Annotated in this window: 8 protein-coding genes and 2 pseudogenes; 6 read left to right on the forward strand and 4 right to left on the reverse strand. The window is 68.9% G+C overall.

The features are described 5' to 3' along the window. Nucleotides 1-44: 44 nt before the first annotated feature. A complete protein-coding gene (locus QLH51_RS16085; RefSeq protein ID WP_125661111.1) occupies nucleotides 45-2,579 on the reverse strand; it encodes a TonB-dependent receptor in 2,535 nt (844 codons plus the stop codon). A gap of 121 nt (nucleotides 2,580-2,700) precedes the next feature. Between QLH51_RS16085 and QLH51_RS16090 the strand changes: the two genes are divergently transcribed. Both QLH51_RS16090 and QLH51_RS16095 read left to right on the forward strand, forming a co-directional pair. Then, nucleotides 2,701-3,423 (forward strand): response regulator, encoded by a 723-nt coding sequence (locus tag QLH51_RS16090; RefSeq protein ID WP_125661108.1) that lies wholly within the window; start codon nucleotides 2,701-2,703, stop codon nucleotides 3,421-3,423. Further along, entirely contained in the window at nucleotides 3,420-4,793 is a 1,374-nt protein-coding gene (locus QLH51_RS16095) for a sensor histidine kinase (protein WP_125661104.1), read from the forward strand. Before QLH51_RS16090 ends, QLH51_RS16095 begins: the two co-directional genes overlap by 4 nt. A 26-nt stretch (nucleotides 4,794-4,819) precedes the next feature. Here the strand turns inward: QLH51_RS16095 and QLH51_RS16100 are convergent, their stop codons facing one another. Both QLH51_RS16100 and QLH51_RS16105 read right to left on the reverse strand, forming a co-directional pair. Then, nucleotides 4,820-5,971: a Ca2+-dependent phosphoinositide-specific phospholipase C gene (locus tag QLH51_RS16100; protein WP_125661100.1), complete on the reverse strand. Its 1,152-nt coding sequence runs from the start codon at nucleotides 5,969-5,971 to the stop codon at nucleotides 4,820-4,822. Next, nucleotides 5,971-8,601 carry a TonB-dependent receptor gene (locus QLH51_RS16105; RefSeq protein WP_125661097.1) on the reverse strand — a complete coding sequence of 877 codons (2,631 nt, stop codon included), beginning with the start codon at nucleotides 8,599-8,601 and terminating at the stop codon, nucleotides 5,971-5,973. The genes QLH51_RS16100 and QLH51_RS16105 overlap by 1 nt, the downstream gene beginning before the upstream one ends. 340 nt (nucleotides 8,602-8,941) lie before the next feature. On the opposite strand from QLH51_RS16105, the gene QLH51_RS16110 reads away from it, so the two are divergent. The 4 genes and pseudogenes from QLH51_RS16110 to QLH51_RS19955 all read left to right on the forward strand — a co-directional run bounded on the left by QLH51_RS16110 (nucleotide 8,942) and on the right by QLH51_RS19955 (nucleotide 13,473). Beyond that, entirely contained in the window at nucleotides 8,942-11,236 is a 2,295-nt protein-coding gene (locus QLH51_RS16110) for a TonB-dependent hemoglobin/transferrin/lactoferrin family receptor (RefSeq protein WP_125661094.1), read from the forward strand. Between the two features lie 11 nt (nucleotides 11,237-11,247). Further along, complete coding sequence (locus QLH51_RS16115) at nucleotides 11,248-12,225, forward strand: DUF6607 family protein (RefSeq protein ID WP_125661091.1); 978 nt, start codon at nucleotides 11,248-11,250, stop codon at nucleotides 12,223-12,225. 76 nt (nucleotides 12,226-12,301) lie between these two features. Next, a pseudogene (locus QLH51_RS16120) lies at nucleotides 12,302-12,844 on the forward strand (TonB-dependent receptor domain-containing protein); the annotation flags it as partial. A 347-nt stretch (nucleotides 12,845-13,191) separates the two neighbouring features. Next, complete coding sequence (locus QLH51_RS19955; protein ID WP_443018842.1) at nucleotides 13,192-13,473, forward strand: hypothetical protein; 282 nt, start codon at nucleotides 13,192-13,194, stop codon at nucleotides 13,471-13,473. An 80-nt stretch (nucleotides 13,474-13,553) separates the two neighbouring features. Here the strand turns inward: QLH51_RS19955 and QLH51_RS19960 are convergent. Then, a pseudogene (locus tag QLH51_RS19960) lies at nucleotides 13,554-14,168 on the reverse strand (HipA domain-containing protein); the annotation flags it as partial.

Below are 14,168 nucleotides of genomic sequence, written 5' to 3' on the forward strand. Positions count from 1 at the left end.
GGCCAAGACATTCTGCAATGACCCCATGGCGACCACTCGACCGGTCAGAAGACCTTCCGCAGATTGAAGTTGAACACGCGACCTGACGGGTCGAGGTAGGCGGGCTGGTAGTTTAGCGGTGTCACGCCGACGCGGTCGCGCACCTGCGGGCGGGTGTTGAACAGGTTGGTGACGCCGATGGTGGCACGGGTTCCTTTCAACCATCCGGGTGCAGCGGCACCGCCGAAGCGTTCGGCAAGGTTGGCGAACAGGCTGAGGTTCGCCGTGGCGAAATCGCCGAAGCGCAGGTCTTCCGTAGCGTTGCCCGATCCACCGATCCGGGTCCCGCTCCGCCAGATGGCCGTGACGCGGGCACCCAGACCGCGCTTGAAGGCGCCGGCCTGGAACTCGACCTCGTGCCGACGCCGGCCACCGCCGACGTCGACCGCACCGCCGTCCAGCAGGTCGAGTGCGGGAAGTCCACCGCGCAGGGTGATCGTATCCTCCAGATACCAGTTGTGGTACAGGCTGACGAACACCCGGCTCGTCAGGTTGGCAGCACTTCTGGACATCGCGCTCCCCGGCTCGGCCCGGGTGAAGACGGCATTCGGCAGCGCCCGCCGGGCTTCCGCCTCGCTCGCGAACACCCGCGTCCGGGCGTTCTGGATGCCCGGGGGCACTGGTCCCAGCGGCCGGGTGAAGTTGATGCCCCAGCGTACCTGCTCCTGACGCGCCTCGGCGAAGTTGAGCGGGCGTCCGTCGATCCGCTGAAGCCGCCCGTCGCCACCCCGCGTGAAGCGATCGGGGACGATGGCCTCGATCCGCGGCGTCACGATCGGAAAGGCGGCGATCGGATCGTCGATCCGCGTGGCGACATAATCGAGGCTGAGGGTAAGGTCGGTGCGGGCGCGGGGGCGGACGTTCAGTCCCAGCCGGACGACGTGACGATCGTCGGGACGCAGGGCCGTATTGCCGCCCGATACACGCGTGACGTCGACCACCTCGCCCCGGCCGATATCGAACGTCCGGACATTGGGGGTGACCAGCAACGGTCCGGCGAGCTGCTCCAGCGTCGGCGCGCCTTCCTCGTCGGTGACGGAAGCGATGAACCCGACCGCATCCACCGGCGACCACGAAAAACCGTAGCCGAAGGTTCGCAAGGTTCCGGCATCGGACAATCGCTCGACCGCGAGGTTCACGTTGGCGGAAAGGTTGCCGATCGGGGACGCTATCCTGCCGGCACGGCTCGAAAGCGGAAGGTCGAGACTGACCTGCGCCGACGCCCGGTCGCGGGAGAGGTCGGATCGGCCATCAGGGCCGCCACGCGACGATCGGCCGTCGAAGTCGCGAACATCGACACCGCCGCGCACGCTCGCCGACACCGGTCCTGCGGGCAGTTCCAGGACCGGGCCGGTCAGCAGCAGGTCGGCACTGGCAAGCGTGTCGATCGACCGTGCCTCGTCGCGTATGCCGGTCGCATCGGCAATGTCCGTGAATACCCTGGTACTGGTGCGGTCGTAGTTGCCGGTGAACGTCCACAGCCACCACCCGCTCCTGCCGCCCAGCGTGGTGCCGAGGTGCCCGACGCGCCGGTCGCTGTCGCGGCGCAGCGGACCATCCTCGCCGGGTCCGAGCAGGCTCATGCTGCTGTTCGCCTCGAACCGGGCGTTCAATGTCGCGGACACGTCGCGCAGGACATGACCGCTGACCAGCCCGTTGACCGAGCCCTGCTCGCTTGACGGCAAGAGTGTCCGGAACCGGCCGAGTTCGGGCGATCCGGAAAACTGCTGCACATCCCGGTCGCTTTCCAGCAGCGACGCGGCCCGGCTGTACGTCGCGCCCAGACCGATGCGGGTATTCCCGCGGAGCCGCAGATAGTCGACATTGCCGACGCCGGTGTCGCGCCCTCCCCCGGTCGGCGCTAGATAGCCTGCCTGGGCGACGCGAGAGGTGAAGCGTTCGTACGTCACCACATTCACGACCTTCTGGTCGGCGCGATAGCCGTATCTGAGCGCCAGTTCCTCGGGGAACACCTCCATCCGCTCGATCGCCTCGGTGGGTATCCGCGCGATCTCGGAGAAATCCGACACGCGCCGGCCGTTGAGCAACGTGACGGGGCCGCTGTCCCCGCGCCCGCGGTTGCTCGCCACCTGCGGGCCGATCGCGTCCAGCAGCGCGCCGATATTGTCGGCACCGAACGCCCTGATGTCGAGCTGGTCGAACGTGCGTTCGGCCGGGAGGTCGCCGACCACCGCACCGCGTGGCCGCTGTCCGGTCACGACGATGTCGCTCCCGTTCGCGCCTGCACCGGGCCCACCCGTCGCCCTGTTCATGGATGGCGGGTTCTTGCGGAACTGTTCTTCCAGTTGGCGCTGGATCTCGGGAGGCAGCGGCTTTCCGTCGGCACCGCGAAACTCCATCCGGGGTGCGGTGTCCTTCGCAGGGGTCGGAGTGTCGGCCGGTACATCCGTCCGCCCCGGCTGTGCCGGAACCGGGATCGGCGGGGATGACGCGGCAGACTCCGGCGTCTGCTGTGCGTGAAGCCCGCCCGACGCCACGCCAGCCAGCAATCCCGCCACCAGCCCATGTCGCGCCTTCATGCCATTTCCTCCAGACCGTTTGTCCGGGCGGTATTCGAGCGGATCGGGGTAGCCTCGTGATGGCCGTTCGGTAGCGTGCCGCGATACGCAAATGCTACATGGCGCTGGTAGAAGCACAGCCATGGAATCCGATCTCATCGCCGCCAGCACGATCCTCATCGTCGATGACGATGCCAGCATCCGCGATGCGCTCGCAGACTTCCTCGGCGGGCACGGCTATGCGGTCCGTACCGCCGGGAACGCCGCGACGTGCGAACGCGAACTGGCCGAAGCATCCGTCGATCTGATCGTGCTCGACGTGATGATGCCGGGAGAGGACGGGCTGTCGCTGTGCCGCCGCCTTGCCCCCGCCGGCGCGCCGATCCTGATGCTCAGTGCCCTTGACGCCGTGACCGACCGGATCGTCGGGCTGGAAGTCGGCGCGTGGGATTACCTGACCAAGCCGTTCGAGCCACGCGAGTTGCTGGCGCGGGTGCGGGCGCTGCTGCGAAGGCCGGGGGCGGAGCGTTCCGCTGCCGCCCGCGCAGACAGCGGAGTGGTGTTCGCCGGTTGGTGGCTCGATATGGCCGAGCGACGACTGCGCGATCCTGACGGGCGCGCGCTATCGTTGAGCGAGGGCGAACACGCATTGCTCGCGGCGTTCGTCCGCCGCCCGGGCCGCATCCTCACGCGCGACGCGCTGCTCGACCTCGCGCGCGGGCTGGACGCAGCGTCCTACGACCGGGCGATCGACATCGCCGTCAGCCGCCTGCGTCGCAAGCTGGCCGAGGCGCATGCCGCTCCCCTGATCGAGACGGTGCGCGGTGTCGGATACCGCTTCCTGCCGACGGTCCATCCGGCATGAGACGCGCACCCAGCGCGCTCGTGGCGATTGGTGGCTTTGGCGTCGCCGTCGCCATACTGAGTGTCGCGACTACCGCCGCGATCGTCATCCTCGCGCCCCAACCGCCCGTGCTTCGCGTCAGCGCGGGCGAAGCCATCGCGGCGGTGCACAGGCCGACTCCTGGATTCGAACGCCATATCGTTGCCGAGCCGCCACGAGGTGCGCGCCTGACAATGCTGGAAGGACTGATCGCAGCCGAGTTGGGCCGGTCTCCGCGCGATGTGCGGGTGACATGGCCGGACGGTACGGCGCGGATCGGCGTGCATGTCCAGAAGGCGACGGTCGGAACGGCGCTCAGCCCCGGTGCCGCTGCGCTGCCGCCGGCGTTCGTCCTCGTACAGCGGGCACGGGGCCGTTTCGATATGGTCGCGCCGGGTGCCGCTGGCGGCATGGTCCGCTCCGCGCTGATCGGCCTGCCGATGACCGCCTTCACGACGAGCGTACGACAGCCAGGCGGTCGCTGGCTCAGCGTGGAGCCGGTGCGGCCCTTCCTCGGCGGATGGCAGCGCAACATCCTGATCGCGCTGGCCGTCAGCCTCCTGCTGCTCGCTCCCATCGCGTGGGTCTTTGCGAGGCGGCTGACCCGCCCCTTCCGTACCCTCGCCGGGGCGCTCGACAACGATCGCGCAGCCCCGCTCCCGCACGAAGGACCGCGCGAACTGCGCGAAGCGGCCGCGGCGATCGCCGCGATGCGCGACCGGCTCGCCATCGAAGCGGTGGAACGCGCGCGAATGCTGACCGCGATCGCCCACGACCTGCGCACGCCGCTGACCGGGCTGCGCCTGCGGATAGAGGCCGCGCCCGAACCGCAGCGCGCCCGCATGGTCGCCGATGTCGAACGGATGCAGGCGATGATCGGCGAGGTCCTGGCCTTCGCCCGCGACGCCGCTGCGCCTGCCGAAGTGGTCGATGTCCGGCCTCTGCTCGCCGTGATCGTCGAGGATATGGATCAGGGCAGCGCGATCGTCCGGCTCCTGCCCGGCGACGAGGCGCGCGTTGCGGTGCCCGAACTCGTCTTCCGGCGCGCGGTAGAGAATCTCCTGCGCAACGCGATCGATTATGCAGGGGGCGGCAGGCTCACCGTGCGACAGGTCGACACCAGCGTATGCATATCGATAATCGACGATGGTCCCGGTATCCCGGCCGGCGATCGCGAGCGTCTGCTGCGTCCGTTCGAACGCGGCGACGCCTCTCGCAATCGCGACACGGGCGGCGCAGGCCTCGGCCTCAGCATCCTCCGCGACTTCGCAGCCAGACACGGCGGTGACTTCACCCTGGCCGATGCCCCGAACGGCGGAACCATCGCGACGCTCAGCTTGCCCTCTGCGTAAAGGCCCGCTCCGTCCGTCGGCCTCGCTCAGGCGCCAGCGTATATCTGTTCTGACAGATGTGCCGCCGCCCCTCCGCGCGGCAGGGCGCAGGCTCCTGCTCGCAACACCGGATTGCACCGCTCCATCACGCCACCGGGCAGCGTCACCCGGAAGTCGATACCCGACCGCATGGGGGCACCGGGATAATAATCGGTGCTGACCGCCTGCGCACCGCTCGCCGCCGCAGCGTCGGCGCGGATGTGATTGCCGGCCCGGGCGTCCGCGGTCGGCAGGTCGCTGCGCGTCCGCACGATCACTCCGTGCTGCACCCAGTCGCGTATCCTGGCGCCGTCGATCAGCGGATCCTGCACGATCTGCACCACCCCCTCGGCCGTGGTCGCGTCATACCACCCGAAGATCGGTCGCCCCCGCAGCGAAGGGTGGCCGGCGCGATAGAGTTCGCCGACCTCCGGCCGCACGTCGAGGACGAAGTACAGCCGCCCGCGCGTGCGATCCAGCGTCGGCCAGCCCCGCGCGCGGACGCCGTCGCGCAGGGTCGGCGCGGTCCCGCGCACCTCGTCCGGCGTGACGGTCCTGCCCGGTGCCAGCGTCGCGCGGATCTCGTCGTCCAGCGCGTCGAGCAGCGGCGCGGTGAGCGGGAGCGGGTCGGTGATCCCGGCCCGTCCCGACGCCCGATCGGCGGCATTGATCGTAATCATGATCGGCACATGGTGCGGATGCGCGCGCGACCAGTCGTCGATTTCCTGCAGACACCGGCGGAAGGTGACGCATCCCGACAGATAGTCGACGTCGGGAATGTGGAACACCTTGAACCCCGGCCGCAGCATGGCCGTGCGGTCGAACCCGGTCGTCTCGCCCGCCGCCTTTGCCAGCCTCTCGCCGGCGGGGTCGGCATAGCGCCCGCCCGCCGGGTCGGCGAAGATATCGAGTTCGAGCTGGCGCACGCCGCGATCGAGCTGCGCGGTCAGCGACAGATGGTCATAATCCAGCGCGTCGGCCTCCGCCGGCGATCGCGCCCGGATCGCCGCCATCACCGCATCGGGAATGCGGCGCTTGAAGCTGTTGTGCGAGCCGATGACCTGTACGTCGTTCATCCTGAGCGGCGGGCGCGGGGCCGCCGCCGTACAGGCGACGACGGCAGCCAGCAGGGCGACGACGCGTAGCAGGACGGGGCGCATCAGAACGCCGTCCGCACGCCGAACAGGATCGTCCGGCCATAATAGTTGATTTCCCCGAACCGGGCCTTGCTGTCGTTATAGGTATATTGCCGCGCCCCGGCGAGGTTGATCCCTTCGAGGCTGACGGTCATCTGGTCGTTCACGCGCAGCGACAGATTGCCGTCGAGCGAGCCGAACGCATCGACATAGGTCGGTGCCTGGGTCGTGCTGCCGGTGCCCGACAGATATTTGTCGCGCCAGACATAGGACAGGCGGGCCGATACCGGACCGTTGTCGTAGAAGCCGACGAGATTGAAGCTGTTCTTCGACAGGCCGAGCAACTGGTCGCGGATCGTTCGCGATCCCGCGGTATATTCCGCCTGCACCGACGTGTGGGTGTACGACCCCTGCATCCCCAGCCCGTTGAGCGGCGCGGGCAGGAAGCCGAACACCTGCGTATAGGCGACTTCGGCACCGTACACCTTCGCCCGGCCGCCATTCACCTGCGTCGCCAGGCGGACGAGGCCGCGGCCGGGGATCGTGATCTCGGTATTCTGCTGGGTGATGTAATCGTCCAGCGCCTTGTGGAATACCGCGCCCGACAGCATGCCCGTGCGCGCGAAATACCATTCGAGCGACCCGTCGACCTGCGTGGCAAGGAAGGGAACGAGTTCCGGGTTGCCGCCGCTTGCGGTCGGGGCATCGGTCGATACCGTGATGCGCGGTGCCGTGTCGGTGACGTTCGGCCGGGTCAGCACCCGACTGGCCGCCAACCGCGCGACCAGCGTCGGCCGAAGCTCGGCGCGCAGGTTGAAGCTCGGCAGGACGTTGTTGAACGTCTTGGGGAAGCTGACCGGGGTGAAGGTCGTTCCGCTGGTCAGCGTCCCGCTCGACACCTGATCGGTGTGGACATACCGCGCGCCGACATTGCCGGTGATCGGCACCCCGCCGACGCCGAAGTCGTAATCGGCGCGGACATAGGCGGCGGCGATCTTTTCGGTGACGACGAACGACGACCGGCGATCGCCGAGCGTCAGGGCGCTGTTCTCGACGGCGGGGGTGAAGAACCGCGCGAGATAGGCCTCGGTCACCGGGACCAGCCAGTTGTGCGGAGCATTGCCGGCCACCCCTTTTAGGAAATCGTCGTACGGCATCGCCGCATACCCGCCGCTTCCCAATATGCCGAGCGGCACGCTGCTGGCGGGACTGACGTTGTAGTCGCGCCGGAAATAGTCCCGCTTGCGCCAGTGATATTCCCCGCCGGCAGCCAGTTTCGACAGGAAACCGTCGAAGTCGCGCGCCACATCGCCGCGGACATAGCTGTCCCGGTCCTTGCTGTCCTTGGGTGCGATATTGAACGGGAAGAGGGCGTAGCTGGCCGGGTCGGTGACATCCACGGGGGTCGTGAAGGTCGGCATGACCTTGTACCCGCCGCGCGCGTCATAGGTGAGCGGCCCGTTGAAGAAGGCGCGGCTGCGCACCGTGCCCCGGCGATAATCGGGATGATAGCTGTGCGCGCTCGACCAGTTGCCGTTCAGCGACAGGTGCCAGCGGCCGGGGTTCCACACCTGCTTCAACCCGATGGTCAGCAGGTCGTGACGGTTCAGGCTGTATTCGCGCGACGCCATGAACCGGGCGCGGCTGATCGTCGCGGCGACCAGCGTGTCGCCTTCGATCACCGCCGTTCCCGGCACGACCGACGTCCCCGGATCGTCCGGATAGATGTCGAGGCCGAATTCGTCATAGGCGACGTCGAGCTGCGTCGCGAGGATGTCGAGCGTCGTTTCCAGTTCGGCCGACGGCCGCCACTGTGCGGAGACGATGCCCGACACGCGCCTGCGGTCCTCGGTTTCGACGGTCGGGCGGGTACGCGTCGGCGAATACAGCCCGGCGGCAAGGCCCCCCGCGCCGGCCGCGGTGTAGCGGTTCAGCAGCCATCCGAAATTCATGAAGCGATCGTTGCGGACCGTCTTGCCCCAATATTGCACGCCGGCCAGCACGCCGAAGCTGCCGTCGTCGTTCTTGGCACTGGTGAGCGCTGTCATGTTCGGGCGGACGTCGCGGGTCTGCGACGTATAGGTGCCGCGCAGGTTGATCGACGTGGTATTGCCCGTGTCGAGCGGATGGAAGGTCTTGACGTCGATGTTGCCGCCCAGCGCCCCTTCGACCATGTCGGCGGTCGGGGTCTTGATGACGTCGATGCTGGCGGTGAACTCGGCGGGCAGCATCTCGAACCGGAACTGCCGGCCCTGCGCGCCGCCATTTTCGATCAGGTCGTTGAGCGCCACGCTGCGCCCGTTGAGCTGCGTGTTCTGGAACTGCGGTCCCAGACCGCGGACGCTGACGTACAGCCCCTCGCCGCGCGGGCGGGTGATGGCGACGCCGGGGATCAGCTGCAACGCTTCGGCGACGTTCTGCGTCGGGAATTTGCCGATATCGGTCGAATTGATCGAGTCCACGCCGTACGCGGCGCGGCGCTTGGTCTCGATCGCCGCCGACAGGCTGCGCGCATAGCTGCCGTTGACGACGATTTCGGCGTCCGCCTCCGGATCGGTCCCGCTCTCCGCGGTCTGCGCATGGGCGGCGAACGGCGTGGCGATGACGAAGGCGAGCGCGGTCGTGGCGCGAAGCAGACGCAAGAACGGCAACATGTGATTCCCCTGTGGACGGCGGATATCGACGTGCCGTCCTGTCCGGGCCGCTAGCCGCCGTCCATTTCAGCTTGGTGACGGAGCCGCGTCGGAATTCTTGCAGGCCGGAATGAAGGGCAGGGCGACCGCGCCCTCCGGCCGCATCCGGTTCGCGCCCCGCGCGACCGACAGCCGCGATCATCAGGATCGCCGGGCGGGTGGATCCCCAACGCCGTGCCCAGCAGCGGTGCGGTGCCGTCGCCGATCATGATCCCGTCGCGACCCTTCCGGTCCTGCAAATGAACCACTTGCTAACGCTAGTGACTCGCATTACCGGACGAAGCGAGAAGGGGAAGCATCCATGACATCCGCATATCTGCTGCGCGGCGCTGCCGTCGCGGCCCTGACCCTCTGCGTCCTGCCGACGGTGGCTCCGGCGCAGACCGTCGTCCAACCCGCCATGTCCGGCAGCGCTGGCGAAAGGGGCGCGTCGGACGACAGCGACATCACCGTGACCGCGACGCGCGGCGAGAAACGGGTGGAGGACGTGCCGCAGACCGTGTCGGTCATCGACGCCGCCACGATCGCGGACCGGTTGGTGAACGACGTGAAGGACCTGCTACGCTACGAACCCGGCGTCGCGGTACGACGCGCGCCGGCCCGCTTCACCGCGGCGGGATCGTCGACCGGGCGCGACCGCGACAGCGGCTTCAACATCCGCGGGCTGGAAGGGAACCGCGTCCTCATCACCGTCGACGGCGTGCGGGTGCCGGACGCCTTCAGCTTCGGGGCGCAGTCGGTCGGTCGCGGCGATTATGTCGACCTCGACCTGCTGAAGTCGGTGGAGATTCTCCGTGGCCCGGCATCGGCATTGTACGGCAGCGACGGCGTCGCCGGGGCGGTCAGTTTCATCACGCGCGACCCGCAGGATTTCCTGCGCGACGGCGGATCGGTCGGCGGCGGCGCCCGGGTCGGGTATGATTCCTCGGACGACAGCTGGACGAAGGGGCTGGTTGTGGCCGGGCGGCAGGGCGACGTGCAGGCAATGGTCGCCTATACGCGGCGCGACGGGCACGAACTGGCGAACAGGGGCACCGTCGACAGCGCCGATACCAACCGCACCACGCCGAACCCGCAGGACACCGCCTCGAACGCGTTGCTGGGGCGTCTCGTCTGGAGCCCTGATGATGCGAGCCGGGTGCGGCTGACCTATGAACGCTTCGACGCCGTCGTCGATACCGACGTGTTGAGCGCGATCACCCGCGTGACCGCCGCACCGCCGGCGGCGACGGCGGTGCTCGGGCTGGAGGCGCGCGACACCACCGCGCGCAATCGCGGCACGATCGACTATCGCTATGCCGGCGACGGCGTGGTCAGCGGTGTGCGGGCCGCAGCCTATTACCAGAAGAGCGCCACCGTGCAGACCGGGTGGGAGGACCGGGTCGGCACCGACCGCGTCCGCATCAACCGGTTCGACAACGAGGTGTTCGGCGGCACGCTGCAACTGGAAAGCCGGGCGACGACCGGCCCGGCCACGCACCTGTTCGCCTATGGCGCCGATTATTCGAAGACGCGGCAGACCGGCGTGCGCGGCGGCACGGTGCCCCCGGCGGGCGAAACCTATCCGACCCGCGCCTTTCCGACGACCGACTACGAACTGGTCGGGGTGTTCGCGCAGGACGAGATCGGTATCGCCGACGGGTTGCTGACGCTGTTCCCGGCGATCCGCTTCGACCATTACCGGCTCGATCCGCAGAACGATCCGCTGTTCACGACCTTCACCCCGCGCGGGCAGAACGGATCGCGGGTCACGCCCCGCCTTGGCGCGGTGGCGCGGGTCGCGGAGGGCGTCCGGCTGTTCGCCAACTATGGCCAGGGCTTCAAACCGCCCGAGCCGAACCAGATCAACAACGGGTTCGCCAACATCGTCGCCAATTACCGGTCGATCCCCAACCCCGACCTCGAACCCGAAACGAGCGAGAGTATCGAGGGCGGCGTCCGCCTGACCGGTGCGCGCTGGTCGCTGAGCGGAACGGCGTTCAGCAGCCGCTTCCGCAACTTCATCGATCAGGTGCAGGTGTCCGGCGCGTTCACCGCCGCCAATCCCGCCGTGTACCAGTTCGTCAATCGCGGGCGGGTGACGATCGAGGGGCTGGAGGCGCGGGGCGAGGCGCGCTTGTCCGTAGGTGTGGGCATACGGGCCGCCGCGTCCTATGCGAAGGGCAGGATGCGCACCGCCGGCGTCGCCGGCACCATGCCGCTCGACAGCGTCGAGCCGGTCAAGATCGTCGCCGGCCTGTTCTACCAGCCCGACGACGGCCCGTTCCGTGCCGAACTCGTCGCGACGCATTCCGCCGGCAAGGACCTGTCCGACACCAACAACAGCTGCAACGTCGCCGCGCAGCCGGCGGCGGGCACGCGGCCGGCGGTCCCCGGCACGTCCTGTTTCACGCCCAGCGGCTTCTGGGTGTTCGATGCCACCGCGTCGTTGCGCCTGCACGAGGGGGCGACGATCCGCGCCGGCATCTTCAACATCACCGACCTGCGCTATTTCTGGTGGAGCGACGTGCGCGGGCTGACGTCCGCCTCGACCATCCGCGACGCCTTTTCGCAGCCGGGCCGCAATGCCGGCATCTCCCTGTCCCTCGTCCTGTGAGGTCCGATCCGATGCACCATCCGCTCTTCCTGTTCGCCGCGGCAGGCCTTGCCCTGCTGGCGACGTCGCCTGCGCTCGCCCAAGGCGCCCCGGCCCCGCTCGCCACGGCGCAATATGGCGACCAGGCGCGCGACCATGCCGCGATCCTGAAGATGGCCGGCACCTTCAAGGTGACGTTCGACATGCGCGAGACGACGCCGCTGGTCGCGGGCTATACTCCGTACCCGGCCAAGGTCAGCGGCGGGCACGAAGTAGTGCGCGCGATCGTCGACACGCCCGGCCATGTCGTCCTCCAGCATCTGCTGGTGGTGAGCGACGGCAATGGCAGGACGATGGTCGTCAAGCACTGGCGACAGGACTGGACGTGGCAACCGGCGACGGTGCTGGTCTATGTCGGTCCGGGGCGCTGGACCCTGCGGCCGGTGCCGGAATCGGAACGGCGCGGGGCGTGGTCGCAGACCGTCTGGCAGACCGACGATTCGCCGCGATACGGCGGGATCGGCCGCTGGCGGTACGATGACGGTGCGACTCGCTGGACCAGCGACGAAACCCGCCGGCCGCTCGCGCGGCGCGACGCCACGCGCCATCCGCCCTACGACCATTATGTCGGGACCAACCGGCACGTCCTGACCCCGGCGGGCTGGGTCCATGAACAGGACAATGCCAAGATCGGCACGAAGGACGGCCGGCCGGCGACGTTCGTCCACGAATATGTGGTCAACACCTACGTTCCCGCCACCGACTTCCCGATCAGGGCCGCCGACGACTATTGGGGCAGGACGCGGGACTATTGGGCGTCGGTCCGTGCCGACTGGGATGCGGCGATCCGCCGCCGGTCGGGCCTTGCGCTCGGCGAGGTCGCCGATGTCGGTTCGTCGACGGCGCACGAACTGATGCTGCTGGCCGACGATATCGTATCCGGGGAGAGGACATCTGTCGGTGCCGGAGCCGAAGCTTCGGGCCTGATCGCGACGGGGGCCCGGCCATAGGATATTGCGCCCTTCGTCGGGCAGTATCCGCGCATCGCACCGCCACGCGACTGTCATCAGGCTCTATCGTACCGGCGTGACCTCGACCGGTGTCGCCAATGTCGGGCCGGTGACGGTGCAGGGCGAGTATGACGGCGTGCTGCCGGCGATTAACCTGGTGGTCGAACCGGCCGTCGGCCTGCTGGTCCGCGCCGCCGCCGCGCGCAACATCAACCGGCCCGGCCTCGGTGCGCTGGCAGTCAACGGCAGCGTGGCGCGCGGCAATGGCGAAGTCAGCGTATCGATCGGCAACCCGAACCTGCGCCCGTACAAGTCGACCGACCTCGACCTGTCGATCGAACGCTATTTCGGCAAGGTCGGCTATGTCGCCGCCGCGCTGTTCTGCAAATCGCTCGACGGGTTCGTCACCAACCGCACCGTCAACAACGTCGCGTTCGGCACCACCGGCCTGCCGACCAGCCTGCTGCCCGGCCTGACCGATGCGACCAACGTCGCCGCCTTCTCGCGGCCCGTGAACATCGGCAAGACCGATATCAAGGGCATCGAGCTGTCGGGACAGAGCGACTTCACCTTCCTGCCCGCGCCGTTCGACCGGTTCGGCACGGTGCTGAACCTGACGCTGATCGAACAGGACCGGCGACAGACGATCGACCAACCGCTCGCCTATGCCTATCGCGTCGCCGATTCGGTGGTGTTCGCCACGATGCGCCGCCTGCTCGACGATCCCGCGCTGTCGGACGCGACCGCCCGCGAACCGGCGCTGTCGCCGGAACCCGCCCCCCGTCCCCGCCCCGTCGGTCGCGGGGCGACGGTCGCGAAGCGGGCCGGGCGCGGGTTGCTGGCGGCGGCGGCCTGTGCCGCGCTGACGGTCGCGCTGCCCGCGGTCTGGCGGCTGCGCGCCCCCGGCCGGGGCGAACGACAGGTCTATGCCAGCGCCGCAACGCGCGCCTGCCCGACGGCTCGACGCTGTCGCTCGATGCCGCGTCGCGCCTCGCCATCGCCTTTTCGGGCGAGGCGCGCGATATCGACCTGCTGGCGGGGGCGGCGCGCTTCGACGTGCGCCCGAACGCTCGACGGGCCTCATCGCCACGCTGTTCGACCTGTCGGCGGTGCGGCAGGGCGAAATGCTGTGCCTGTCCTCGGCGCGCTATCCGCGCTGCGCGCCGCCGGCGCGTCACCCGCGCCCGGCAAACTCCGCGCGGATCGCCGACAGCCTTGCCCCGACCATTGCCATCGTATCGCGGCTGACCCCGGTGTCGCGCGCATGGTCCGGCCACCTGCTCGACGATCGCGGCGACGATCCGGGGGGCGATGCCATGGGTCCTGGCGATCCGGTCGACATGCGCGCGCGTCGGCCTCGCCCCTTCCCCCGCGATCGCCAGCGTATGCTCGCCCCCCGGCCCGTCGGAAAAGGTCAGGTCATAGGCCGGGGCAAGGTGCCGTTCGCCGGCATCGTCCATCAGATACGCATGCTGGCGCGCATGATCGTCGCGATTCCCCGCCAGCACGTTGAACATCGTTCGCCGGAACACATCCCCCTCATCCCGCGTGATCGCGCGGGTGGCGCGCAGGAACATGTCGTAATCGATCGTCCCGGGGATCTGCGGCGGGGCCTCGATCGCACCGGCCAGCGACACCATGTGGACCCGCGGGCCCCCGCCCGGCCGGTCGAAGCGCCGTGCGGCGAACCGGGGCGGCCCGTCCGCCGCCGCGATCAGCCGCGTCTCGCCGATCGTTACCCCCGCCGCCCGCGCCATGCCGGCATAGTACTGTTCCAGCGGACCGATATCGACCGGGTCGGCACCGGCGCGAAACTTGACGATCCATGCGGCATGCCCCGGCGGCAATTCGCCGTCGCCAACGCTGATCGCGCCGTCAGGGCCAAAGCCGACATGGACCTTCGGCCGCGCGCCGCCCGACGCCCCGCCCAGATCGGCGAGCAG

This window comes from Sphingomonas sp. 2R-10 (assembly GCF_030062225.1).
Classification (GTDB): Bacteria; Pseudomonadota; Alphaproteobacteria; order Sphingomonadales; family Sphingomonadaceae; genus Sphingomonas.